Annotated in this window: 18 protein-coding genes; 14 read left to right on the forward strand and 4 right to left on the reverse strand. The window is 37.5% G+C overall.

Going from position 1 to position 24,937, the window contains the following annotated elements:
* Positions 1-35: 35 nt before the first annotated feature.
* Positions 36-1,184 carry an acyl-CoA dehydrogenase family protein gene (locus L6W14_RS01915; protein ID WP_004229727.1) on the reverse strand — a complete coding sequence of 383 codons (1,149 nt, stop codon included), beginning with the start codon at positions 1,182-1,184 and terminating at the stop codon, positions 36-38.
* A 309-nt stretch (positions 1,185-1,493) separates the two neighbouring features.
* On the opposite strand from L6W14_RS01915, the gene L6W14_RS01920 reads away from it, so the two are divergent.
* The 4 genes from L6W14_RS01920 (at position 1,494) to L6W14_RS01935 (ending at position 6,280) form a co-directional block, all read left to right on the forward strand.
* Positions 1,494-2,573 (forward strand): metallophosphoesterase, encoded by a 1,080-nt coding sequence (locus L6W14_RS01920; protein WP_237899177.1) that lies wholly within the window; start codon positions 1,494-1,496, stop codon positions 2,571-2,573.
* Between the two features lie 104 nt (positions 2,574-2,677).
* The gene (locus L6W14_RS01925) at positions 2,678-3,514 is read left to right on the forward strand and encodes an undecaprenyl-diphosphate phosphatase (RefSeq protein WP_175400802.1); all 837 of its coding nucleotides are present in this window, start codon (positions 2,678-2,680) and stop codon (positions 3,512-3,514) included.
* Between the two features lie 294 nt (positions 3,515-3,808).
* On the forward strand, positions 3,809-5,101 hold the full coding sequence (locus tag L6W14_RS01930; RefSeq protein ID WP_131520693.1) for a globin-coupled sensor protein: 1,293 nt from the start codon (positions 3,809-3,811) through the stop codon (positions 5,099-5,101).
* 216 nt (positions 5,102-5,317) lie between these two features.
* The gene (locus tag L6W14_RS01935) at positions 5,318-6,280 is read left to right on the forward strand and encodes a 2-hydroxyacid dehydrogenase (protein ID WP_131520694.1); all 963 of its coding nucleotides are present in this window, start codon (positions 5,318-5,320) and stop codon (positions 6,278-6,280) included.
* 38 nt (positions 6,281-6,318) lie between these two features.
* Here L6W14_RS01935 and L6W14_RS01940 read toward each other — a convergent pair whose 3' ends face one another.
* On the reverse strand, positions 6,319-7,119 hold the full coding sequence (locus tag L6W14_RS01940) for a TIGR00266 family protein (protein ID WP_004229711.1): 801 nt from the start codon (positions 7,117-7,119) through the stop codon (positions 6,319-6,321).
* A gap of 579 nt (positions 7,120-7,698) precedes the next feature.
* Here L6W14_RS01940 and L6W14_RS01945 point away from each other — a divergent pair.
* From L6W14_RS01945 to L6W14_RS01960, 4 genes are all read left to right on the forward strand, one after another.
* Positions 7,699-9,177 (forward strand): aldehyde dehydrogenase family protein, encoded by a 1,479-nt coding sequence (locus L6W14_RS01945; protein WP_004229708.1) that lies wholly within the window; start codon positions 7,699-7,701, stop codon positions 9,175-9,177.
* Positions 9,178-9,203: 26 nt separating this feature from the next.
* Positions 9,204-10,376, forward strand: coding sequence for a saccharopine dehydrogenase family protein (locus L6W14_RS01950; protein WP_131520695.1), 1,173 nt, complete (start codon positions 9,204-9,206; stop codon positions 10,374-10,376).
* A gap of 9 nt (positions 10,377-10,385) precedes the next feature.
* Positions 10,386-11,579: an acyl-CoA dehydrogenase family protein gene (locus L6W14_RS01955; protein WP_237899183.1), complete on the forward strand. Its 1,194-nt coding sequence runs from the start codon at positions 10,386-10,388 to the stop codon at positions 11,577-11,579.
* Between the two features lie 124 nt (positions 11,580-11,703).
* Positions 11,704-13,803, forward strand: a complete 2,100-nt coding sequence (locus L6W14_RS01960) for a beta-propeller domain-containing protein (RefSeq protein ID WP_237899185.1) — start codon at positions 11,704-11,706, stop codon at positions 13,801-13,803.
* 52 nt (positions 13,804-13,855) lie between these two features.
* On the opposite strand, the gene L6W14_RS01965 is transcribed toward L6W14_RS01960, so the two are convergent.
* Complete coding sequence (locus tag L6W14_RS01965; RefSeq protein ID WP_131520697.1) at positions 13,856-15,265, reverse strand: polysaccharide deacetylase family protein; 1,410 nt, start codon at positions 15,263-15,265, stop codon at positions 13,856-13,858.
* Positions 15,266-15,603: 338 nt separating this feature from the next.
* Here L6W14_RS01965 and L6W14_RS01970 point away from each other — a divergent pair, with 338 nt between their 5' ends.
* Together L6W14_RS01970 and L6W14_RS01975 are read left to right on the forward strand one after the other, a co-directional pair.
* The gene (locus L6W14_RS01970; protein ID WP_131520698.1) at positions 15,604-16,356 is read left to right on the forward strand and encodes a threonine/serine exporter family protein; all 753 of its coding nucleotides are present in this window, start codon (positions 15,604-15,606) and stop codon (positions 16,354-16,356) included.
* A 12-nt stretch (positions 16,357-16,368) separates the two neighbouring features.
* Entirely contained in the window at positions 16,369-16,845 is a 477-nt protein-coding gene (locus L6W14_RS01975) for a threonine/serine exporter family protein (RefSeq protein WP_131520699.1), read from the forward strand.
* A gap of 44 nt (positions 16,846-16,889) precedes the next feature.
* Here the strand turns inward: L6W14_RS01975 and L6W14_RS01980 are convergent, their stop codons facing one another.
* Positions 16,890-18,914 carry an EAL domain-containing protein gene (locus L6W14_RS01980; RefSeq protein ID WP_131520700.1) on the reverse strand — a complete coding sequence of 675 codons (2,025 nt, stop codon included), beginning with the start codon at positions 18,912-18,914 and terminating at the stop codon, positions 16,890-16,892.
* A 186-nt stretch (positions 18,915-19,100) separates the two neighbouring features.
* Between L6W14_RS01980 and L6W14_RS01985 the strand changes: the two genes are divergently transcribed.
* From L6W14_RS01985 to L6W14_RS02000, 4 genes are all read left to right on the forward strand, one after another.
* On the forward strand, positions 19,101-19,997 hold the full coding sequence (locus L6W14_RS01985) for a DMT family transporter (RefSeq protein WP_131520701.1): 897 nt from the start codon (positions 19,101-19,103) through the stop codon (positions 19,995-19,997).
* A gap of 66 nt (positions 19,998-20,063) precedes the next feature.
* Positions 20,064-21,785: an ABC transporter ATP-binding protein gene (locus L6W14_RS01990; RefSeq protein ID WP_131520702.1), complete on the forward strand. Its 1,722-nt coding sequence runs from the start codon at positions 20,064-20,066 to the stop codon at positions 21,783-21,785.
* Positions 21,785-23,617 carry an ABC transporter ATP-binding protein gene (locus L6W14_RS01995; RefSeq protein WP_131520703.1) on the forward strand — a complete coding sequence of 611 codons (1,833 nt, stop codon included), beginning with the start codon at positions 21,785-21,787 and terminating at the stop codon, positions 23,615-23,617. The genes L6W14_RS01990 and L6W14_RS01995 overlap by 1 nt, the downstream gene beginning before the upstream one ends.
* 360 nt (positions 23,618-23,977) lie before the next feature.
* Complete coding sequence (locus L6W14_RS02000) at positions 23,978-24,847, forward strand: GNAT family N-acetyltransferase (RefSeq protein WP_237899187.1); 870 nt, start codon at positions 23,978-23,980, stop codon at positions 24,845-24,847.
* Positions 24,848-24,937: the final 90 nt, after the last annotated feature.

The raw sequence follows: 24,937 nt of genomic DNA on the forward strand, positions 1-24,937 counted from the left end.
GGTAAAAGGGCGGCAAACTTCTGCCGCCTTTTTTATTATAGGCCTAAATTTTTGGCGATAATAACCTTCATGACTTCATTAGTACCAGCATAGATCGACATAACAGGTATATCTCTATATCTTCTAGCAATCTTATATTCCTCCATATAGCCATAGCCACCATGCAATTGCATACATTGCGTAGCGAGGTCACGTGCATTTTCGGTAATCCAGTATTTTGCCATAGAAACTTTTGTCACAACATCATTGCCTGCAATATGCTCTTCAATCAATGATTCCAAAAATGATTTACCAAGCTCGATTTTAGTAGCCATTTCAGCTATTTTAAATTGTGTATTTTGGAAGTCACCAATTGTTTTGCCAAAAGCCTGACGTGATTTCACATAGTCTAGTGTTAGCGTAAGCATATCCTCAGCGGCTGTTTGTGCGGCAATCGCTACTGCTAATCGCTCTTGCTGCAGTTTTTCCATCATATAATGAAAGCCCTTGCCTTCTTCGCCAAGTAGGTTTTGAACAGGTACTCGACAATCTTCAAAATAGAGTTCAGCTGTATCTTGGGCATGCATACCAACTTTTTCGAGCTGTCTTCCTTTTGTAAAGCCAGGTGTGCCTTCTTCAATAACAAGTAGGCTAATACCACGATGTTTTTTCTCAGCCTGAGGATTTGTTTTTACTGCGACAACTGCTAAGTTTGTATGGATGCCATTTGTTATAAAGGTTTTTTGACCATTTACAATATAATGGTCCCCATCACGAATGGCTGACGTTTTGATATTTGCCAAGTCTGATCCTGTACCTGGCTCCGTCATTGCAATAGCTGTTATATAGTCGCCTGTAACACATTTTGGCAGCCAACGAGATTTTTGTTCGTGTGTACCATATGCTTCGATATACGGGACAACAATATCATTATGCAGGCCAACCCCGATAAGACTTGAGCCTATACGTTCAAGTTCTTCTTGTATGATGACGCCAAAGCTGAAATCCAAGCCTAGTCCGCCATATTGTTCTTCTACTTGTGGACAAAGATAACCCATATCACCAAGCTTACGCCAAAAAGAAAGCGGAATAAGATGATCCTTTTCCCACTGTGCATAATGCGGTTCAGCTTCTTCAGCTAAAAACTTACGAAAGGTTTTGCGAAATAGCTCATGCTCTGTTGTTTCAAATTTATATCGTGTCATTTGAAATAGCACCCCTTTTTCTTCGTAAATACGCGAATTTGCTCGTTCACCTACTATGTTACTGGAAGAAATGAGAAAATAAAAGTGGCGTTTAGTATGTAAATGACGAAAATGTCATCTATATACAGTGTAATGTCATGTAAAACGAGAGTAACGAATGAAATGAAAAGGTAAACTTAAATTTGTCATAGAATAAATGGACAAGTTCCCACTTTCTCTAGAAGATTATTCAAGTGCTATAAGCAATATGATTGATAAGTATAATGGTATAATCAATTAAATTATAGAAAGAAAGTAGAGGACTTGGTTATGCCAAAAGTAATCGGCGCTGTTCTTTTAATTAGTATTTATAGTGCTTTGACTTTCTATTTAGGGTGGGGAGTAAAGCAGTGGCTTGTAGCAATGGGGTGGTTTCGTTTTCCAGTATTATTTTGGATATTGCTGTATATTGTTGCTTTTAGTATTATAATCGGAAGATTACACGAGTCATTACGAGTGTTTTCTGTAATCAGTAATTATTGGATGTTTATCTTTGAATATGGCTTATTGCTATGTTTAGTTGCACAATTCATTATTTGGCTCACGCCTTTTAAAAATGTGCAAATAATAGGTAGTATAGCAGTAGCAATCCTATTCTTGTTAAGTATCATTGGCTCCTATTTAGCCTACTCTCCAGTCGTTCGTCATTTAGAAATAACTGTTGATAAACAAGATAGTGAGTTAAACACACTAAGAGCTGTTGTAGCATCTGATTTTCACTTAGGTGTTTTATCACATAAACGACATTTACAACGTTTTGTAAGTTTAGCTAATGAAGCACAACCAGATATCGTGTTGTTAGCTGGGGATATTGTGGACGATGACCCTAAATGGTTTGTTCAAGAGGGTATGGCAGATGTCATGAAGCAATTAACATCTACATATGGAACATATGGTATAGTAGGTAACCATGAATATTATGGCAAAAAAATTCCTGAATTTATTAAGGAAATGGAAAATGCCAATGTGAAAATGCTCCTAGATGAAACAATTTTTATAGAAGATGCGTTTATATTAACAGGGCAAGAGGACAGAACGAATAAAGAAAGAAAACCACTTGAGGTACTAAAGCCTTCTGCTAATTTACCATGGCTTGTAATGAATCATACACCTGACGACTTGATCACGCCTTCTGAAATGGGCGTTGATTTACATATGTCTGGTCATACACACAAGGGACAACTGTGGCCGAATCAATTTATAACAGCTCGTGTATTTGAACTGGATTATGGTTATAAGTTGAAGGAACAGATGCATACACTTGTTTCATCAGGCTATGGCTTCTGGGGCCCACCGATGCGAATTGGCAGTAGATCAGAGCTTTGGGTAGTAGATATAACATTTAAATAGTATGTGATAATCTAACAATCGGCTTCTTAGGTGAAATGGCAGTAGTATATAAAAACGTAGTATTTTATAATAAGTGGGTATTTGATTAAAAAAGGTAAGGTGACATGGTGGAAATTATAGAGTTATTAAAAGCATTAATATTAGGCTTTGTCGAGGGTATGACAGAATTTGCACCAGTATCTTCTACGGGGCATATGATTATCGTGGATGATATGTGGTTAAAGACTGAGGAGTTTTTAGGGAAATATCCTGCCAACACATTTAAAATTGTTGTACAACTTGGTTCCATATTAGCGGTTATTGTAGTTATGTGGAAACGTATGTTAAGCTTAGTTGGTTTATATAAAATTGAAGGTCAAGCTAAGTCCATAAATGGCCGCTTTAACTTATTGCATGTTATTGTTGGTATGCTACCAGCAGTTGTCTTAGGTTTTGCATTCAAGGATTTTATTGACGACCATCTTTTTAAAGTAGAGCATGTTGTTTATGCACTCGTGGCAGGAGCAATTCTCATGATTGCTGCAGATAAGTTGGCACCGAGAAAACCAAAAGTAGATTCTTTAGATAAGATTTCTTATGGTTTAGCATTTAAGGTAGGACTTGTACAATGCCTATCTCTATGGCCAGGTTTTTCTCGTTCAGGTGCAACGATTTCAGGTGGGGTACTATTTGGTATGAGTCACCGTGTTGCAGCCGATTTTACATTCATTATGGCTGTGCCAATCATGGCAGGAGCTAGCCTCGTATCCGTTTTGAAAAACTGGGATACTTTATCAATGGACTATTTTGGCTTTTATGCTGTAGGATTTATTAGTTCGTTCGTATTTGCATTACTGTCCATTAAGTTTTTCTTAGCGCTTATTTCAAAGGTAAAATTAATGCCTTTTGCCATTTATCGTTTAGTTTTAGCCGCAGTTCTTTGCGTTATCATTTTCATGTAAACAATAAGTCACGCTTCTTCTTCAAGAAGCAGTGGCTTTTTTTGCGTTAAAATTATTGAATCATCCATCCGTTTTTTCAATAAAGTGAGAAATAATGAGTATAAAGAATCATGTTGCGGCATAAATTAATAGCAAATTATAATAATATTAGACAACATTTACCTACATATTGTTCATTTAGATGTTTTGAGATTATAATTGATACATAAAGTGTCTAATTATTTGTTGTTTTTTTATAAAAAGTAGGAATATAGACTTAGTAAGGTATATGATTAAATATATGAGGTGGAGAAAATGTTTCAACTTATCAATAGATCTAAGAAAAGTACAATTGAAATAAGCAATGAAACAACAATCGGTATTTTTATAGAAGATCCAGACCGTTTACTACAATTAAATCTTGTAGGGTTAAGTGTGCATGATCTTCAGCTGATTAATAGTTTAAAACCATATGTAGAAAGAAATGTAGTAGAAGTGGTAGTGGCATTTTATCATGCAATAGAAAGTGTTCCTACCTTACAAAAGGTCATTCAATCACATAGCTCCAGCGAACGTTTACGTCAGACATTACGTCATCATATTATTGAAATGTTTGAGGGGCGAATAGATGAAGCCTTTTTAGAGAAGCGAAGACGTGTGGCAAAAATGCATGTAAAGATTAATTTATATCCGAAATGGTATTTAGCTGCATTTCAAATACTTGAGAAATCACTTCGCAAAATAGTCTATGAACTACGATTACCAAAGGGCGAAGAAGAGAAGTTTTGTGATGCTATCAGTAAAATATGTAATTTTGAACAACAAATCGTTTTAGAAGAATATGATAGCTATGCAAGTATACTAATTGAAACACAACGCAATAATGTTAGGGACCATGTAAAGGATGTTATAGGCGGAATTTCTACACAATTAGAGGTTCAATCACAAACTACGACTGAAACAGTAACAGAACTTGTATATAGCGCAAAGCGTGTCAACGTTTCTTTGAAGGAAAGTATGTATGAAGCAGAATCAATGCAAAAAGTGTCTAGTGAAGGTTATACTAAAATAATATCTATTAATGAGCAAACAGGGAAGATTCATCATAAGACCGTAGAAATGGCAAATATGGTGGAGCAATTAGATGCATCCTCTTCGAAAATAAATGCCGTTGTAGAAATTGTGAAAAGTATTTCTGGGCAAACAAATTTACTTGCGTTAAACTCTGCAATTGAGGCGGCACGTGCTGGTGAGCATGGTAAAGGCTTTGCAGTTGTTGCAAACGAAGTACGCAAACTTGCGGATCAAACGAAAAGTTCTGTTGAACAGATTGCTGAGTTAATCATGACGTCAAATGGTATCACAACACAAGTTGTACAAGCTATTCAGGACATACAGGAGCTTGTAAATAGTAGTATCGAACGTAATGCTGAATCTCTAAAAGCTTTTGATGCGATTTCTGGCTCTGTAGAAAATTCAATCTCAAATTTCCAAAAAGTCGATAATCAAGTATCTGAATTAGCTACTATCATTGAATCGATTGGTGAATCTTCGGAAGAATTAGCGGGGGTGGCTAATCGCTTAAATACAACAATAAGAGAGTTTTAAAAGAAACATAGCTATGCATACTATCTATGCATAGTTTTTTAGTATGTGAATTAGGATAAAAGGTCTTATTTTATGGATAAATCAACTAATAGGCTGATGAATTAGCTAATAACAAATTTTATAGAAAGAGGAAGATTACAAAACCCCTAGAAAATGCTTGTTTTAAGTGTTACGCTATAGGCGAATTAGGGAATTGAGTAGAGGGGTGTTTGGAGCATGAAAAAGAAATTATTTATAACACGTAAGTTTCCTACACATATTGTTGAACTGCTACAGGAGTTTTATGAAATCTCACAATGGGATGAGGAAGAAATTGTGATTCCACGTGAAAAATTGCTCACAGCTGTCGCTGACTGTGAGGTACTGTGGGTAACGATAGCTGACCAAGTAGATGAAGAATTACTTTCGCATGCCCCCAACTTAAAATTAGTGACGAATTTAGCAGTTGGATATAATAATATCGATGTGAAGGCTTTAAAAAAACGAGGCATTATGGCGACAAATACGCCTGGAGTTCTAACTAATACAACTGCGGATTTAGTATTTGGCTTACTGCTTGCAACTGCTCGTAGAATTCCAGAAAGTGAAAGATATTTACGTGAGGGCAAATGGAAAAGCTGGTATCCAATGCAACTGGTTGGCAAGGATGTTTCAGGAGCCACAATTGGCATTATTGGCATGGGAAGAATTGGCCAAGCTGTTGCTAGAAGAGCAAAAGGGTTTGATATGAAAATTTTGTATAATAATCGCAGACGTCGTCATGAAGCAGAAGAAATGTATGGCTTTCAGTATGTTTCGCTGGAGGATCTATTAAAGCAATCTGATTTTGTTGTGATTATGACACCTTATAATAGTGATACGGAAGGGCTCATTGGTGCAAAGGAACTTGCTTTGATGAAAGAAGATGCGGTATTAATTAATGCCTCACGGGGTGGAATTATTGATGAGGATGCGCTGTACGATGTTCTTAAAAATGGGAAGCTTTGGGCTGCAGGACTAGATGTGTTTGAACAAGAGCCAATTGCGATGGATCATCCTTTATTAACACTTCCAAATGTAGTAGCTCTGCCACATATCGGTAGCGCGTCATTAGAAACGAGAACGGCTATGCTCATGTTAAATGTAAAAGCTTTGACTGCTTATGGACAAGGAAAGGCAATATCCAATCGAATTGATTAAAAAGAGGAGCATATCGGTGAAAGATATGCTCCATTTTTTTATCTATTGAATAAATCGAATAAGCCACCGATACCGCCTTCACCTTTAGATTGACCGCCGCCACCTTGCGAAATAGGTGCAGCTGCAAAGACACGACTGGCTAAACGGCTAAATGGTAATGATTGTACCCACACTGTTCCAGGACCACGTAATGTAGCAAAGAAGATTCCTTCGCCTCCAAACAGGGCTGTTTTTACGCCTCCAACCATTTCAATATCGTAATCTACATTGGATGTCATTGCTACAAGACATCCTGTATCCACACGTAAAACTTCACCTGGTTGTAATGTTTTTTCATGAATGGCTCCTCCTGCATGAACAAACGCCATGCCGTCACCTTCTAGCTTTTGCATAATGAAGCCTTCACCACCGAAGAAGCCTACTCCAATTTTTTTCTGAAATTCAACGCCTACAGAGACCCCTTTAGCAGCAGCTAAGAATGCATCTTTTTGACAGATAATTTTACCATTTAATTGGCTTAAATCCATCGGAATAATCTTCCCAGGGTATGGTGATGCGAAATAAACATGCTTCTTACCTGAGCCAACGTTTGTGAATGTTGTCATGAATAAGCTCTCGCCTGTTATTAGGCGTTTTCCGGCACCTAATAATTTACCCATTAGACCACTTTGTGAGCCACCTCGTGAGCCGTCACCAAAAATAGTTTCCATATGGATCGAATCATCCATCATCATTAACGCTCCTGCTTCTGCAACAACTGTTTCCTGAGGGTCAAGCTCAACTTGCACATATTGCATGTCGTCACCAAATAACTTGTAGTCAATTTCATGATTATTCATAAAGGGATTCCTCCAAAAATAAATTTAATGATATTGTATACGATTATAAGCTACATTGGTTTCAATAGAAAATTAAATATTTTAGAAAAAAAGGGAATTAGTTAGAAAATGTCGAATATAAAAAACTAGAATGTGTATTATTTATTTTCATTTAACTAAGGGTATTGTGAATATACATAACCTTAAGAGGCTTCTAAATTCAGAAGTCATCCTCTATATTGAGGTAAGGAAGTTAAGTGGAAATAAAGCCTCTGGCAGTTGTCACCGATTATTATTGAAATGCTAGTATTACAAGGTGTGGTGTATATTGAAAATTCGGAATTTTGACATATTTTATCTCCGTTCATCCAAGATTCCTAATGAGATATTTATTGTTTTGGTGGGGATCACCTATTGATTGTATGGAGATAAAGCCACTGGTAGCTGTCACGAATAGTGAAACGTGCAAGCACACTCCACTACTCGGACACAATTATCCTAAGGCGAAAAGGATTCTGGTTAAATTCATAGACTTATACCTATGGAATACGACTGGTACAACAGCTGAGGCATCATAGAGTATTTCAGGGGGTGTATGTAGTGGAGATTAAAAACTATATCGGTGGTAAATGGATCACACATTCACATTTACAAAGTATAGCAGTGACGAACCCTGCAAACGGTGAGCAGCTTGCTACCATTCCGCGCTCTACTTCGAACGAGGTAGGTGAGGCTGTAGCTGTTGCTAAACAAGCACAAAAGAGCTGGGCACTTATACCAGCACCAAAACGTGCAGATTATTTATATGCCATCGGTCAAAAAATGAAAGAGAAAAAAGAACATTTGGCGACCGTTTTAACAAAAGAGATGGGCAAGGTCATTGAAGAGGCTAGAGGAGAAGTTCAAGAAGGAATTGATATGGCATACTATATGGCTGGTGAAGGACGTAGATTGTTTGGTGAAACAACACCGTCTGAGCTTGCCAATAAATTTGCTATGAGTGTAAGGGCACCTATAGGCGTTGTAGCACTCATTACACCTTGGAATTTCCCTGTTGCTATCGCCACGTGGAAGTCATTTCCTGCCATTGTTGCAGGGAATACATTCATTTGGAAACCGTCTAATGAGACTCCAATGATGGCCTATGAAATGGGTAAAATCTTTGAGGAAGTAGGCTTACCAGATGGTGTCGCTAATATCGTATTTGGTACAGGACCTACAGTAGGCACAGCATTAATTGAACATCCTGACGTCAAGGTTATTTCGTTTACGGGTTCTACAACAACAGGCAGTAAAGTAGCTGAGCTTGGCGGGAAGCATTTGAAAAAGGTTTCTTTAGAGATGGGTGGAAAAAATGCTGTTATTGTCATGAATGATGCTGATTTACAGCTAGCTACAGAAGGGATTTTATGGAGCGCATTTGGTACTGCTGGGCAAAGGTGTACAGCATGTAGCCGAGTCATTGTGCATAAAGATGTAAAAGAACAATTAGAGAAACGTCTCTTAGATGAAATGCAAAAGCTCACAATTGGGGATGGTCTAGATGAGGGAGTAAAAATCGGGCCAGTGATTAATAAAGCAGCATTGGAAAAAATTAATCACTATGTACAGATAGGTAAACAAGAGGGTGCTACATTATTAGCAGGTGGCAGGATACTAAATGAACCACCTTATGATAAGGGGTTCTATTATGAGCCAACATTGTTTACAAATGTGAAGCCTGACATGATTATTGCTCAAGAAGAAATCTTTGGTCCAGTCGTATCTCTAATTGAAGTGGCAAGTTTGGAAGAAGCAATTGAAGTAAATAATGGTGTGAAATTTGGCTTATCTAGCTCAATATTCTCACAAGATGTCAATACAATTTTTCGCGCACAACGTGATTTAGATACAGGTATTGTTTATGTAAATGCTGGCACAACAGGTGCTGAAATTCATTTGCCATTCGGAGGTACTAAAGGGACAGGAAATGGACACCGTGATTCAGGTGTAGCAGCCCTAGATGTATACACAGAGTGGAAGAGTATTTATGTAGACTACAGCGGTAAATTACAAAGAGCACAAATCGATACAGAGTAACAGATCAACGAAAGGGGATGTTCTTGATGAAAGTTGTTGTATTAGGTGCAGGTTTAATGGGGAAAGAGGTAGCTCGTGATTTAATAAAAAACGATAAAGTGGAGCGCGTGTATTTAGGTGATATCGATGTAAAAGTTGCACAGGACTTTGTAGATACGCTAGATACAGATAAGGTAGAAGTGGTAGAACTACACGCAGAACGTGACGATTCATTAATGAACGTTATTTCGAAGGGGGATGTTGCCGTCAATGCATTGTTTTATTCGTTCAATGAACGAGTAGCAAGAGCAGCTATTGAGGCAGGCGTTCATTCCGTTGATTTAGGTGGTCATATCGGTGGCGTTACAGAGAAGATATTAGATTTACATGAGGAAGCAAAGGCAAAAGGTGTTACAATCATTCCTGACCTAGGTGTTGCTCCTGGCATGATCAATATTCTAGCGGGCTATGGTGCTTCAAAATTAGACGAAGTAGAATCTATTAAACTATTTGTTGGTGGTATTCCAACTGAGCCAAAGCCTCCGCTTCATTATACACGCGTATTTTCTTTAGATGGCGTTTTCGATCATTATACTGAGCCTTCAAAAACGATACAGAAGGGCAAGCTTGAAGAAGTTCCATCCCTATCAGGCGTTGAACCTATTTATTTTGATGATTTCGGTGTGCTTGAGGCATTTTATACATCTGGTGGTATCTCCACATTGTATAAGACATTCCCAAATGTCCGCACATTAGAATATAAAACCATCCGTTATAAAGGCCATGCTGAGAAATTTAAACTTTTAGCAGACTTGGGCTTCCTTGATTCTGCGAATAAGGTAGAAGTGGATAATCAAGAAGTGCCTGTTCGTGCAGTCGTACGAGAGGCTCTCAAAAAGAAGCTTGAATTGGGCTCAAAACCTGATGCTGTATTGTTACGTGTTATTGTAGCAGGTGAAAAGGCCCAACAGCAGGTGACATATGAATATGAAATGGTTGTACGTAAAGATATGACTATTAATGAAACAGCTATGGCACGTGCTACGGCAAATACGATTTCAGTTGTTGCTCAGATGATTGGTGCCGGTGCTATTACAGAGCATGGTGTATTCCCGCCTGAAGCAATCGTGCCAGGTGATACGTATATTGAAGAGATGGCTAAACGAGGTGTGGTCATTAAAGAGACATCACATAAGTCTGCTATGATTGTGAAATGGTAGGTGCTGACCATGAACTTTGAAATGTCCACTGAACAGGAAATGCTAAGAAAAACAGTAAGACAGTTTGTTGATGAGGAAATCATTCCCTATATTGCAAAATGGGATGCTGAAGGTGGCTTTGATGCTAAAATTTGGTCCAGACTTGCTGAGCTTGGCTTAATGGGGGTTTGTGTTCCTGAACAATACGGAGGTAGTGGCATGGATTATAATGCACTTGCTATCGTATGTGAGGAGCTTGAACGGGGAGATACGGCATTTCGTACAGCCGTATCTGTCCATACAGGTTTAAATAGCATGACCTTAATGCAGTGGGGGACTGAAGAGCAAAAGCAGCGATACCTTGTTCCGCAAGCTAAAGGTGTACGGATTGGAGCTTTTGGTCTCACAGAACCTGGGGCTGGGTCTGATGTAGCTGCTATGTCAACAACTGCTGTCCGTGATGGAGATCATTATATCCTCAATGGGCAAAAAACGTGGATCTCCTTATGTGATATTGCAGACAACTTTATCGTATTTGCCTATACAGACAAATCGAAGAAACATCATGGAATTAGTGCGTTTATTGTAGAACGTTCCATGGCTGGTTTTACATCTAAAGCGATTAAAGGAAAATATGGTATTCGTGCTGGTAATACAGGTGAGCTCTTTTTTGAAGATTTACGCGTGCCAATTGAAAACCGACTTGGTGAAGAGGGCGAGGGTTTCAAAATTGCCATGTCTGCGCTAGATAATGGTCGATTTACAGTAGCAGCAGGTGCTGTTGGTTTGATCCAAGCTTGCATAGAGGCTAGTGTGAAATACTGCCATGAACGGGAGACATTTGGTAAACCTATTGGTGAGCATCAGCTTGTTGGACAAATGATTGCTAATATGGAAGCAGGCTATCAAATGAGTCGTCTCCTTGTCTATCGAGTTGGAGAATTGAAAAATAAAGGTGTTCGAAATACTCGAGAGACATCATTGGCAAAATGGCAGTCTTGTGATTTTGCGAATAAGGCTGCGGATGATGCGGTACAGATTCATGGAGCCTATGGCTATTCAGACGAGTATCCAGTTGCCCGTTATTTAAGAAACTCCAAAGCACCAGTCATTTATGAAGGGACTCGCGAAATTCATACTATTATGCAAGCAGATTATGTATTGGGAAGACGACAAGATAAGCCATTAAAAAATATGTTGCCTAAATGGCCATTTGAAGAATAAACGAGAGGGAAGTGTTTCCCTCTCGTTTTTTTGGTAGTGCCTTAACTTGAAAATTTCAGAAAAATGTAACTTTCCTCTTTTTTACTAGTCTAATTAATAAACAAGTATATGAAGGAGAGGAAAAATGATGAAAAGTAAATGGTTCGCAATTATGCTGATAATCGTTCTAGCTATCGTGCCTGGAATTTTTACATGGATAGTGAATACAGATGTGACGGCAAAGGCGGCTAGCGCAAGTATGGCAACACAAAACTGGCAAGCATCTTTTTCAGTTGCTTTAAAGAAAAACAAAATAACTGAGGAATATGTCTATATCACTACGGAAAAAGGACGCAAAGTACCTGCAACGATTGAATTGTTGGAAGATCAAAAAACGATAGTGGTCAATAAGTTAGCACCAGGTAATTATCAATTGCATGTAAAAAAGGAGGCCTTTGCACAAGGCGGACTGAATGTAGCTTCGCAGACAATCCCGTTTACAATTATCGAGACATTAACAGCCGTTAAATCGGAGAAAGAGTTACAGCAGTATTTTAAAAAGTTGTTAACAACTCAAAGAGTAGAAGTTAGAGAAGAAGAGAGCTTACAAAGTACAGCAAGTGAAGATAAAGCAACCGCTAATAATGAGTCTACAACTAATAATCAAGTAGAAGGGGTAGAAGAGGGAGACATTGTAGTTGTCAAAGATGGCTTTATTTACACTGCAAAAGATCAGAGCATTACAGTTGTGAATGCTAAAGATCCTAAGAATTTAAAGGTGGCTACAAGTATCAAATTAAAAGATTCCCAATATATTTCTAAGCTTGCCCTATATGACAATCTATTAATTGCTATCGGGGATCAATATATTGAAAAAGCTGGCACAGCTATGGTAACAGCCTCAATTTATGATATTTCAAATCCAAGCAATCCAAAGCATGTACGTGATGTTGGGCAAGAAGGCTTCTTGCAGGATATTCGCATAACGAATGATACATTATATTTAATCGGAAATATGTATCCAAATTACTGGATGCTACAAGAAAACAATAAAACCGATTTAAAGCCTAAAACATTTGATAGTATGGCAGGGCCAGAGTACAAAAGTCTGCCTTTAGAAAAAATCTCAATCTTACCAAATACGATGGATGGTACCTATAGTTTAATTACAGCTGTCGATTTAAAAAATGGAGCTAAGACAACGGCCAATACGAAAGGGTATTTAGGTGGAAGTAGTGGTCTTTATATGTCAGAGAACGCCCTGTATTTAACGACACCAATGTATGAAAGTAATATTGATGTTTCATCTGAAAAGCGCGTCATGGATATGATTTGGTTACCGAGGTCAGCCGACACTCAAATTTTCAAGTGGAATGTAGATGGAACGACTTTGAACTTTGTCGGAAGTACGGAAGTAAAGGGAACTGTGTTAAATCAGTATTCAATGGATGAATATAAGGGGAACTTCCGAATCTTTACAACAGAAGGTAATACGTGGAATGAGAAAAGTACTTCCTATAACCATCTCTTTATTTTGGATGAACATTTAAAACCGCTTGGTTCAGTAAAAGATATGGCGCCTGGAGAAAAGATATATTCAGCTAGATTTATGGGAGAAAAAGCATATGTGGTGACATTTAAACAAGTGGATCCACTATTTGTCATTGATGTAGCGAATCCGAAAAAGCCTGCAGTACTAGGGGAATTGAAGATTCCTGGCTTCAGTAATTACCTACATCCATTAGATGATAAGCATTTAATTGGTATTGGTTATGATACGGAGCAACGCTATGATTCGTATACAAAACGTAATTTTACTGTGACAACCAATATGAAGATGTCCCTATTTGATGTATCAGATTTCCGAAATCCGAAAGAGCAATCAACCGTAAAAATTGGTGGAAAAGGTTCTTCCTCTGAAGTGCAATACAATCCTAAAGCGCTATTCCGCAATAAGGAATTCAACTATTTTGGCTTCCCTGTAGTACTGTATGAGGCAGGTAAGGGAGACGAGGTTGTCTATCAAGGTCATGGTGCTCAAATTTATGAGATTACTGCAGAGAAAGGGATTGTATTGAAAGGAAATATAATCAATCGTAATAATAATGAGGCCTATGAAAATTGGGAGCAGGTTGTACAACGTGTTGTCTATATAGATGATACGCTGTATACAATAGCGCGTAACGAAGTGAAGAGCTATCAGTTAAATGACTTCAAGCCTTTAGATACTTTAACAATAAAATAATTGCAAAAGTCCAATGAATATCGAAATTCATTGGACTTTTTCTTTGTAAATACTATTGGCGATATGGCAGTATCTCGGACACAGTCACAAATTCATAGCCCTGCTCTTGTAAATAGGCAAGAACAGCATCAAGTCCGTCTGCAGTGGATTGATGAATATCATGCATTAAGACAATGGCATTATTGTGTAAATTATTTTTTACGTGTGGCAATAGCTGCTGTGCATTTCGATGTTTCCAATCCAATGTGTCAATTGTCCATAGCACAACAGGGATAGGAATCTCAGCATTAATTGTGTCATTAGTTGCACCGTATGGTGGTCTAAAAACTGTAGCACCTTGATTGATTGCCTTCTCAATTTCAGTGGCAGTAGTGTTATATTCTTTCATCACTTGTTCCTGCGTAAGCTTTGTTAAGACAGGGTGGTTCCACGAATGGTTTCCAATTTCATGACCGCGCGCAAGAACATCTTTTACGATGTCAGGATAGTATTGTACACGACTACCGAGCATGAAGAAAGTAGCCTTTGCGTGATACTTATCGAGAATATTTAAAATTTGCTCCGTCACTTTTGGATGTGGACCATCATCAAATGTTAAAGCAATACGTTTTTTATTCGGATCACCAGTTGGTGGTGGATTAATTGGTTTTACATTTTCCATTGCGATCTGAAATTCAGAGGCTAACAATGGGTTAATAAGCGAAAGGGGTAGTTTCACTATTGGGGTACCTGCTGCTCCACTAGCAATCTCATATTCATCGAAATAGATTTGTAATGAATCGTCAACAATAGCAAAGCGATTGAAGTTAGACCATTTGGGTTCTGTAGCTTTTAATAGTTCATCGTTGAAAAGCTCATCCTTTAATTGGAGGTTTTTTTGCAAATCCTTTCGAACATTTACAGCCAACGTAGATAAGTTATTCTCATCATTTTGTAAGAGCGTTTGAATCGTAATTTGTTCGCCCGTTTCGTTGTTAATGAAGTATGTTTTTGTGGAGACTTCGTGATTGGCTCCACCTACATATAGCATTTTTGTAAGCACAAAGGAATAGTAATGCTCTCGGTATGGAAAAGTTTCAAGACTAATATTTAATTCACCCATAGCTTCTTTATCTTTATTTTTCTTCATCGATGTTAGATAGTTTTCTTTTGAATCCGATATGTATTGTAATACGGCATCATTAAAAACCTCGTTATCTGTTTGCGGGTAATGAATAGCAAATGGTGTTCGTTTGTCATTTGAAACGTCCGTAACAATACGTATGCCTGGAAACGCAGAACTTTCGGTCGATAAATGACTATTCACCGATTCCGTCTCGGATTCTTTTGAAGCACTAATCTTTTGAAACTTAAAGTCATCCTTTGAAAGGATAATAAAAAGTATAATAGTTGTTAAGGTCACAATAAGGCTAAGTAATAAGAAATCAATTATTGGACCGCGTCTTTTTCTGCGTTCCTGCATGGTTTTGGATACGCTCCCCTCTTTTTTTATTTTCTATACAATCAGACGTGCCAGTCATTAAAAAAGTTATACAAATCTAGAATCTTTTTATGTAATTTTATGGAAATTTATTAAGGTCACTTTTTCTTCAAGAATCAGCGAATTAATTGTAGTTGTACTTCTATTTAAGAGGTTGTAAAATACCTACTAAAATAGAAAAAACACATGCGTAATATTAGTGTAACTGTAAAAATAAATTGAAAGATAATCCATTGCTTATGAAAAATTTTCAGTTGAGTTTTTATTGGCAGTTCGTTAATATTGGCAAGGAACCTTTTTGAAGGAGGCAGATAGCTGCAATGGTCTTACAAGATGCGGATAATGAACTTACGATTGACTGTTTGTTGCTTGCAGGACGCATTATGATTGAAAGTGGTGCAGAAACATACCGCGTAGAGGATACGATGCTACGTATGGCACATTCTCAAAATATGCCGAATGCTCAATGTTATGCCACACCAACTGGCATCATTTTTTCGTTAGGCAAGACACAGCCAACAAGAATTACATCAATTCCCAGTAGGGTTACAGATTTGCAAAAAATCGCCTTGGTAAATTCAGTATCTCGTAGACTCACATCTCAAATCATAACATTAGAAGAAGCTTATGACGAGTTAAAGTCGATACAAAAAACAAATTATTTTTTACCAACTTATTTGCAAGTTTTGGCAGCTGCGCTTGCTAGTGGTTGTTTCCTTATTATGTTTAAGGGTGGATGGTCAGATTTTCCGGTAGCTTTTTTAGCAGGTGGGCTAGGTTTCCTAGTACTTATAATCATTAATCATTTAACAAGGGTAAAGTTTTTTTCTGAATTTACAGCATCACTCGTCCTCGGCTTTGTTGCCTTCTTTGCAGTAAAGTATGGTTATGGTACTGAACTTGATAAAATTATTATTAGTTCCGTCATGCCACTCGTACCAGGTATTTTGATTACAAATGCTGTTCGTGATTTAATGGCAGGTCATTTTATGTCAGGGATGGCAAAGGGAGCAGAGGCCTTTTTAACAGCCTTTGCTATTGGTGCAGCAATTGCCGTCACACTAGGATTTTAGGAGGCGGACAATATGCATATGATGGATATTATTATACAATTAATAGTTAGTTTTTTTGCGACAGCGGGGATTGCCATTATTTTTAATGTTCCTAGAAAAACACTACTTCATTGCGGACTCGTTGGGGTAATTGGCTGGATTATATACTACGTTCTAACAGAGCAAGGCATGGATGTTGTCAAAGCTTCTTTCTTTGGCTCATTTGTCATTGCCATTGTGGCTCATTTATATGCCAGACGTTTTAAAATACCCATGATTATTTTCATTGTTGGGGGAATTATACCATTAGTGCCAGGGGGCATGGCCTATAATGCAATGAGAAATGTGGTAGAGGATGATTACTTACAAGGCTTGCAATATGGCTTAAAGGCATTTTTAATTACAGGTGCTATTGTTATTGGACTAGTTTTTGCAGAAGTAATTATTCAACTCATATTCCGCTCAGTTCGTTCAAGTAAAGTAAAATTACAAAAGGTTTATAAAAAATAGAAGGAGGCTGCGTGCAAAATGGACGCAGTCTCCTTCTTCTTTAATTATTGTTTAGTCAATAATAGTTCAATCTCTTCAGGTGTAACAGGCTTGCTAATATAATAGCCCTGAATGGCATCACAGCCATAAGTAATTAATAGATCTGCTTGTTCAGCTGTTTCTACACCTTCAGCGACCACTTTCAATTCCATGGATTTACCTAGTTGAACCATACCATTCATAAGCTTTTGGCTCTTTTCGGATTTCAAGAGTGAATTTGTAAACGTTTGATCGATTTTTAATGTACTTATTGGTAAAATTTGCATATACCTAAATGAGCCGTAGCCAGTACCGAAATCATCTAATACAAAGGAAATGCCTTCGTTTTCAAGCTTACGCATTTGCTGTGCAATAGACGTTGCGGCTTCAGCTTCTAAAGCAAATTTTTCAGTAATCTCAATTTGTAATAGGTTCGCTGGACAACCTGTTTTTGTAATCATTTCAAGTATAGATTTTGCCATATTCTTATCACGGAATTCGCGTACAGAAGAGTTAATAGATACTTTTAAATCATAGCCAGCCTTTTTCCAAAGTAATGCTTGTTCACAAGCCCTTTCCAGCATGAAGGACCCAATATTATTAATTAGACCTGTTTCTTCAGCGATAGGAATTAACTCATCAGGCGTTACGACACCTATTACCTCATCTTCCCAACGTACCAGTGCTTCCACAGCAGTAACTTTTCCAGCATACACATCGATTTGTGGCTGATAGAGTACCTTCAAGTTTTTTTGGTCAAGTGCTTGGAGTAAGCGCTTTTCAATTAATGCTTTACGATTTAAAGCTTTATGTGTTGCTGTTGATAAAGAAACAATTTTATCTCCGCCAGCCTCACGGACTGTTGAAATAGTAGCAATGGATGCCTTCATAAGCTGAGAGAATGTTGTTTGATCCTCAGGATATCTAGTTATGCCGCCACTTATAGAAATTGGTACAGCAATATTGCCGCTGTAAATCGGATGTTGTTGTAAGTAAGATAAAAAGCCTTGAATAAACCATTCACTTAAAGGCGTGATGACAACAAAATCATTTTCATTTATACGAGCCATCGTGCTATCTTGGAAATACATTTTTATACGATTTGTAAATTCAACAATCAGGCTTTGATCGATTTGTTGATCATGTAATTCTTTAAGTGTATAAAATTTATCAATACTTAGATAAACAAATGAAAAGTGTCTCTCATCGTCAATCATATTGGTGATTACTTTTTCAAGTCGATGTGCATTCATCAAACCAGTTTCTGTATCGATGTAAGCAATTTTTTCGAGTTGGTGTTGAATCGTTTTTGATTTTGTTACATCCTTTTCAATTAGGATAAATTGTTGTTCATTTGTTTCAAGATTAAAGAGAGGGATAGCCGTTAGTAGCACCCAATAGGATTGCCCCGTTTTTGTGATTTTTTCAACTTCTCCCTGCCATGTATGACCATTATTTAAATTACGCCAGATCGTATGTGTTATTTTTTCACTCACTTCATTATCAGGGAACAGTTGCCAAAAGGTTTTGCCGATAACACGCTTTGGTGTCCATTGGCTTGTTTTTAGAAATTCATTATTACATTCCAAGATAAATCCATCGTGATCGAGTGTAACAGTCATAAAGGTCGCATCTAAACCTTGCTTAAGATTTACAAAGGTATTGCATTGAGAGATAGCCTGCGTCATTAATTCTGGTAGCATAAAAATCAATAGAATAAAACGCTCTCCCTCATCTGTAAAAGGTTTAGCTAGCAGAGCTGTTGTTATTTCTGCATTTGAAGTTGTGTGTACTTGAATTTTTTCTAGATACGTACTGTCCTCATTTTGTAAAATAGATTGAAATGTTTCAACAGGAAGCTGACGCAGTAGATTTTCGTGTATAGATGGAGTAGTATTTCCTTTAATATCATTAGCTGATAAGCCAATCAGATGTTCAGCACTCTTTCCCCAGACTGTTGCTTGTCCATCTTGATTAATGATAATTGCAGGAAAAGGAAGTGAATTTAAATAATGTTCATCAATCGTAAATGATTTATGCATATGACTCATGATTATTCGATCTCCTTGGGTAATCAATATATACTAATATTATAGATAATAATCGGGAATTAGTCATTATGAATATATTTGTAAATATTTGATAGTAAAAAATAATAGGACTTTTCTAGTGAAGTACAAGAAATGTTTTGAAGAAAAGTAACAATTTTTAGTACGTATATAGGAAGCAGGATTGGTATGAAACGTTTAAAAGGAATAATATTTATCGTCTCAGGTGCTATGTTATGGGGAGCAACTGGCCCTTTAATGGAGTGGTTGCTGAATCATACACCTTTGACTGTATCCTTTATGTTAACAATCCGTTTATCGGTTGCAGGTATATTACTACTTACATATTTATTGTTAACAGGAAAAAATATTTTTGGAATTTGGCAGCACAAGCTATGGGGGAGGCAACTCATAGTTTTTGGTATTGCAGGTATGCTTGGTGTCCAATTTACATTTGTTGCTGCAATTAATGAAAGTAATGCTGTGCTTGCTACCTTACTACAGTTTTTAGCGCCAATATTTGTTGTCGCGTATGTCTCTCTTAGTTTAAAGAAATGGCCACCAAAATATCAAGTGTTAGGTATTATTGGTACCCTTATAGGGTTATTTCTGTTACTAACGAATGCATCATTTGAAAGTTTACTTATTAGTCCAAAAGCCTTGTTGTGGGGAGTAGGAGTAGGCTTAACATTTGCATTTTACACCTTGTATCCTGCACGCTTAATGAAGGAGTGGAGTGTGCTTTTAGTAGTGGGCTGGGGGATGTTGGTGGGTGGCTTCACTTTAGGCTTAGTAAGCCGTGTTTGGCAGCAGTCCAGTCAATGGGTTGTTCTAGTAGATTTTAAAATTTTAATGTTATTAGTTACTTTAATATTTTTTGGAACAGTAGCTTTTATATTGTTTTTAAGTAGTATGAAATACATCACAGCAGTTGAAACGAGCATTCTTTCTAGTATTGAGCCATTAACTGCGATGGTTATTTCTGTTATTGTTTTTGGTACTTCATTAGGTTTTTGGCAATTAATAGGAGTATTCGTTATGCTTGTTTGTGTAACGTGGCTTTCAATAGCGGGAGAGAAAGCATAAATATACTATAGTGTTAGTAGTTTTTGACTGCCTTTAAATTTTATCTACCAACAAGGGGGAAAGAATATGAAAGAGGTTTTTTCCTATGTAAAGCCATATAAATGGACAGCTATTTTTGCTTTATGTTTAATGCTTTTAGAGTTATTTGTTGAGCTTGTGCAGCCACTCATTATGGCAAAAATAATCGACGAGGGAGTAAGGGCACAAGATCAAGGAATGGTTTTGCAATGGGGGGCTGTTTTACTTGGGCTATCTTTCGTTGCCTTTCTGGCGGGCGTTATTAATTCTTATTTTTCTTCACATACAGCTCAAAGCTTTTCGTATGATCTTCGAAATGCCATGTTTGATAGGATTCAATCCTTTACGCTAGCAACCTATCAAAAATTCTCCACTGCATCGCTTATTACTCGATTAACAAATGATGTCACACAAGTACAAACTGTGCTGTTTATGAGCTTGCGTATTATGCTTCGAGCGCCACTTGCTGTGATAGGAAGCATTATTATGGCTTTTGTCGTAAATCCGAAATTAGCTTTATTTTTAGTTATTGGTGCACCGATCATTTTTATTTTTCTTATTTTTATGGTGGCAAAAGGTGTGACTTATTTTGGGCGTGTACAAAAGAGGGTGGATCGTTTAAACAGAGTTTTACAGGAGAATTTACAGGCGATACGGTTAGTAAAGGCTTACTTAAGAGGGGCATATGAGGCTACACGCTTTGATGAAGTTGCAGTACGGTTAAAGGTTGATACTGTGAAGGCATTACGCATAATGGAATATATTATGCCGGTTCTTTTGTTTATTATGAATATGAGTCTGCTCGCAGTTTTATGGTTTGGTACAAAACAAATTGCTACAGGAACAACGCCACTTGGTGATATTGTGGCTATTGTGAATTATGCAATGCGTATGACAGGCTCATTTTCAATGTTCGCTTTTATTATTATCTTCTACGCACGTGCGAAGGCATCTGCAGAACGTATGGCAGAAATCCTTTCCATTGAAAATGAGGTTGAAGATACGTCCCTTTTAGAAGAAGTAGGTCATGCAACACAGTATGGAGAATTAACCTTTGACCATGTTAGTTTTACTTATCCAGGAGGGGATGTTCCTGTTCTGTCAGATGTGAGCTTTCAAGTTAAGTCTGGCGAGAAACTAGCGATTATGGGGGCAACTGGTGCAGGGAAATCAACATTATTACAACTCATTCCCCGGTTCTATGAAGTAACGCAAGGCAGAATACTTGTGGAAGGTCAGGATGTTCAACATTGGGATTTACAAGAGTTGCGGGAAGTGATTGGCTATGTCCCTCAGCAGTCATTGTTATTTACAGGAAGTATTGCAGATAATGTGCGTTGGGGAGATACACAGGCTGAAATGGATGCTGTATTACAGGCTACAATGCAGGCGCAAATTCATGCATCTGTTGAAGATTTTCCAAATGGTTATGATACCAAGGTTGGGCAAAAAGGTGTTAATTTATCGGGGGGGCAAAAGCAGAGGTTATCTATAGCTAGAGCCCTTTTGAGAAAAGGACATATTTTAATGCTTGATGATAGTACAAGTGCTTTAGATGTTAAAACTGAACAGTCTTTGTGGGCGGCACTGAGTGAAGAAAAAGCAACGATGCTTGTTGTTACGCAAAAAATACGTACAGCTAAAGGTGCAGATCGCATTTTACTGATTGATGCTGGAAAAGTAGTTGCTTATGGCACACATGAAGAGCTTTTAGAGACTTCCTCGCTTTATAAAAAAATAGCTATCTCTCAACAGGAGGTGGAGGATTAATGGGATTTTTCCAGAAACCTTTTGGCTATGAACCGCTTTTGACAAAAGATGATCTCAAACAGGTTGTGAAGAAAAAGAAGGGGCCACGTGCAGCTGATTGGCGAAGCACATTGCTGCGGTTATGGAAAATTGTCGACGAACAACGTGCACTGCTCATTGTCGTGCTCTTATTAGTGATGATTAGCTCCATATTAGCTTTGGTTGGTCCTTATGTAATCGGTCAAATGATTGATCACTATGTTATGCATGGCGAGCTTTCAGGCTTAGGTAAGGGGATTGGCTTATTAATTGGTATTTATGTGTTATTAGCCGTTTCACTTTTCCTACAAAACTATTGGATGATTGGCATCGCCCAGCAAACGATCTATAGATTAAGGACAAGTGTATTTACTCATTTTCAACGACTGCCAGTGGCATTCTTTGATCGTCGTCAGCATGGCGAATTGATGAGTAGAATGACGAATGATATTGAAGCTGTCAGCTCAACATTGAACAGTTCCTTTATTCAGGTATTTTCAAGTGTACTTACGCTTGGAGGAACCGTCATTATTATGCTCAGTTTAAGCCCATTGCTGACAGTTCTGACGATGATCATTATTCCACTGATGTTTTGGGCGATGCGATGGATTACACGTCGTACAGCACCACTGTTTAAAGAACAGCAGGTAGCTATTGGCGCCTTAAATGGGATGATAGAAGAAACCATTTCAGGACAGCGGATTGTAAAGGCATTTTCACAAGAGGAGCGAATGAAAGCAGAATTTCGTGAAAAAAGTTTGCGCTTAAAAAGAACTGGTTTTTGGGCACAGACATATTCAGGTTATATTCCTAAGGTTATGAACTTCTTAAATAACATAAGCTTTACCATTGTAGCAGGCGTAGGAGGAGTCCTTGCGTTATATGGACATGTATCGATAGGGGTAATTGTTATATTCACTGAATATGCACGACAATTTACACGTCCTTTAAATGATTTAGCAAACCAGTTTAATACGGTACTGTCAGCCATTGCTGGTGCAGAACGTGTATTTGCCTTACTTGATGAACAACCAGAGGCAGAAAATGTGTCAGCACAAAAGCATCAGCTGTTGGGACATGTATCGTTTAAGCAGGTGTACTTTAAATATGAACTAGAAGAAGAAGGATACACACTAAAAAATGTAGACTTTAAAGTGGAACCTGGTCAAACGGTAGCGCTTGTTGGTGCAACTGGGGCTGGTAAAACGACAATCCTTCAACTTATTGCAAGATTTTATGAGGTCTCAAAGGGAGAGGTATTATTTGATGGTATAAATGTACAGCAAATTGATCGACAATCCCTTCGTTCACAGATGGCTTTTGTTTTACAGGATCCATTTTTGTTTGAGGCTTCTGTTCGCGAGAATATCCGATATGGTAGACTGGATGCGAGTGATGCAGAGATTGAAGAGGCGGCCAAGCAAGCTAATGCACATGATTTCATAATGAAACTAAAGGATGGATATGATACTATTCTTGCTGCGGATGGACGCGAGATTTCCCAAGGCCAAAAGCAATTACTTTCTATAGCAAGGGCTCTTATTGCTGATCCAAAAATTTTACTATTGGATGAAGCAACAAGCAGTATCGATACTGTGACAGAGCTGGCGATACAAGAGGCTCTCGATACGTTAATGCAAGGGCGCACCAGCTTTGTGATCGCACATCGTTTAAATACTGTCCATAATGCCGATATAGTCTTAGTTATGCATAAAGGGGAATTAGTGGAGGCTGGACCTCAGCAAAAGCTAATCGAATCAGGCGGTCTTTATGCACAAATGCTGCATTCATCCTCACACCATCTTGAGGAATAGATGGAAAAAGAGCAATTTCATTTGAAGTTGCTCTTTTTATCGAATTAAAAATGTTCTTAATTTGAATAAATGGTACAATTATTATAAAAAAATACTAAAATAGGAAGCGATATATAGTTTAAAAGTAATAGTTTGTAACAGAATAAATATCTCTATTTTTGGAAAATTAGTATATTATATTATAGCTATTATTTCTAGTAAATTTCAGTCATTTTACTGACTTTTTATAGTATAAATCCTTTTATTTTTCTATTATTTGAAGTAAAATTTTGATTAATAGCAGGTAATAATATATTTTGTTGCCAGCTTATTTTCATTCTTGCTACAATAGGGCAATAGTCTGTTACAGGAACGGAGTAAATGATGAATATTTCAGTGATGACAGTGTCTTTTCCATTAGATGGAGAAACATTGAAAGAAGTAAAGTTATTATGTGAAGAAGCAACAGTTCAAGATTATCGAGTATATGAAACCATTATGAACGTACCAATGGCAGGATCTTTCGAGAATAAAGGCTTTATGGTACTAGCGTATGAGGATGATAAGGATTTACTAGTTGGTGCTGCTAGTGCTATCGACTTAATGGGGCTTCATACATATGAGTGGTCATTAGTGGTGACACCTGCATATCGACAAAAGGGTATTGGAACTGCGTTAGTTGATGGTATACAAGTTGGGCTAAAAGAAAGAGGGGCAGAGGGTCAATTAGCTGTAGTAATTGATGGTTCTCCTTATGGGCATACATTTATTGAAAACAAAGGTTTTACCTATAGTTTTTCAGAAACGACTTTAGAAACAAAAGCAGAGCCTGTTACGTTACGAGGTGATATAAATATACAAGCCTATAACGGAGAGCAAGCTGAATTGATTACTATTTATTGTGAGGCTTTTGGAGATCTACCCGAAGAATCAGAAGAGCTTATTGCTTTTAATACATCAACAAATGGAAGAGAGCTTTGGGTTGCTTACAGAGATGGTGCAGTTGTTGGCACAGTGACTACAGCGAAGGAAAATGAAATCCAGTGGGTCACAGCACTTGCTGTACATCCAAATTGTGAAGGACAAGGTATTGGGACAGCCCTTCTTTCCTTTTCAAAGGATTATGCGAGTAAGGTTGGTGCAGCATTTGTCATGCTAGATGTAGAAGTAGACAATAAAAAAGCACTTTCTGTCTATGAAAAAGCAGGCTTTATGAAAGCACAGCAAATTGATTATTATGTAAAACAATAGAAAAAAGGGTGATGAGAGGTATTTAATATTAACTCATCACCCTTTTTTATCATAATCACCTACTATCTTCATATAATATTAATAAGCTTT

This window comes from Lysinibacillus sp. ACHW1.5, assembly GCF_022014815.1.
Classification (GTDB): Bacteria; Bacillota; Bacilli; order Bacillales_A; family Planococcaceae; genus Lysinibacillus; species Lysinibacillus capsici.

Excerpts from the sequence above, each read along its gene's own strand:
- L6W14_RS01915 (WP_004229727.1), bottom strand. The coding sequence starts at position 1,184 with ATGACACGATATAAATTTGAAACAACAGAGCATGAGCTATTTCGCAAA.
- L6W14_RS01920 (WP_237899177.1), top strand. The coding sequence starts at position 1,494 with ATGCCAAAAGTAATCGGCGCTGTTCTTTTAATTAGTATTTATAGTGCT.
- L6W14_RS01925 (WP_175400802.1), top strand. The coding sequence starts at position 2,678 with ATGGTGGAAATTATAGAGTTATTAAAAGCATTAATATTAGGCTTTGTC.
- L6W14_RS01930 (WP_131520693.1), top strand. The coding sequence starts at position 3,809 with ATGTTTCAACTTATCAATAGATCTAAGAAAAGTACAATTGAAATAAGC.
- L6W14_RS01935 (WP_131520694.1), top strand. The coding sequence starts at position 5,318 with ATGAAAAAGAAATTATTTATAACACGTAAGTTTCCTACACATATTGTT.
- L6W14_RS01940 (WP_004229711.1), bottom strand. The coding sequence starts at position 7,119 with ATGAATAATCATGAAATTGACTACAAGTTATTTGGTGACGACATGCAA.
- L6W14_RS01950 (WP_131520695.1), top strand. The coding sequence starts at position 9,204 with ATGAAAGTTGTTGTATTAGGTGCAGGTTTAATGGGGAAAGAGGTAGCT.
- L6W14_RS01955 (WP_237899183.1), top strand. The coding sequence starts at position 10,386 with ATGAACTTTGAAATGTCCACTGAACAGGAAATGCTAAGAAAAACAGTA.
- L6W14_RS01960 (WP_237899185.1), top strand. The coding sequence starts at position 11,704 with ATGATGAAAAGTAAATGGTTCGCAATTATGCTGATAATCGTTCTAGCT.
- L6W14_RS01965 (WP_131520697.1), bottom strand. The coding sequence starts at position 15,265 with ATGCAGGAACGCAGAAAAAGACGCGGTCCAATAATTGATTTCTTATTA.
- L6W14_RS01970 (WP_131520698.1), top strand. The coding sequence starts at position 15,604 with ATGGTCTTACAAGATGCGGATAATGAACTTACGATTGACTGTTTGTTG.
- L6W14_RS01975 (WP_131520699.1), top strand. The coding sequence starts at position 16,369 with ATGCATATGATGGATATTATTATACAATTAATAGTTAGTTTTTTTGCG.
- L6W14_RS01980 (WP_131520700.1), bottom strand. The coding sequence starts at position 18,914 with ATGAGTCATATGCATAAATCATTTACGATTGATGAACATTATTTAAAT.
- L6W14_RS01985 (WP_131520701.1), top strand. The coding sequence starts at position 19,101 with ATGAAACGTTTAAAAGGAATAATATTTATCGTCTCAGGTGCTATGTTA.
- L6W14_RS01990 (WP_131520702.1), top strand. The coding sequence starts at position 20,064 with ATGAAAGAGGTTTTTTCCTATGTAAAGCCATATAAATGGACAGCTATT.
- L6W14_RS01995 (WP_131520703.1), top strand. The coding sequence starts at position 21,785 with ATGGGATTTTTCCAGAAACCTTTTGGCTATGAACCGCTTTTGACAAAA.
- L6W14_RS02000 (WP_237899187.1), top strand. The coding sequence starts at position 23,978 with ATGATGAATATTTCAGTGATGACAGTGTCTTTTCCATTAGATGGAGAA.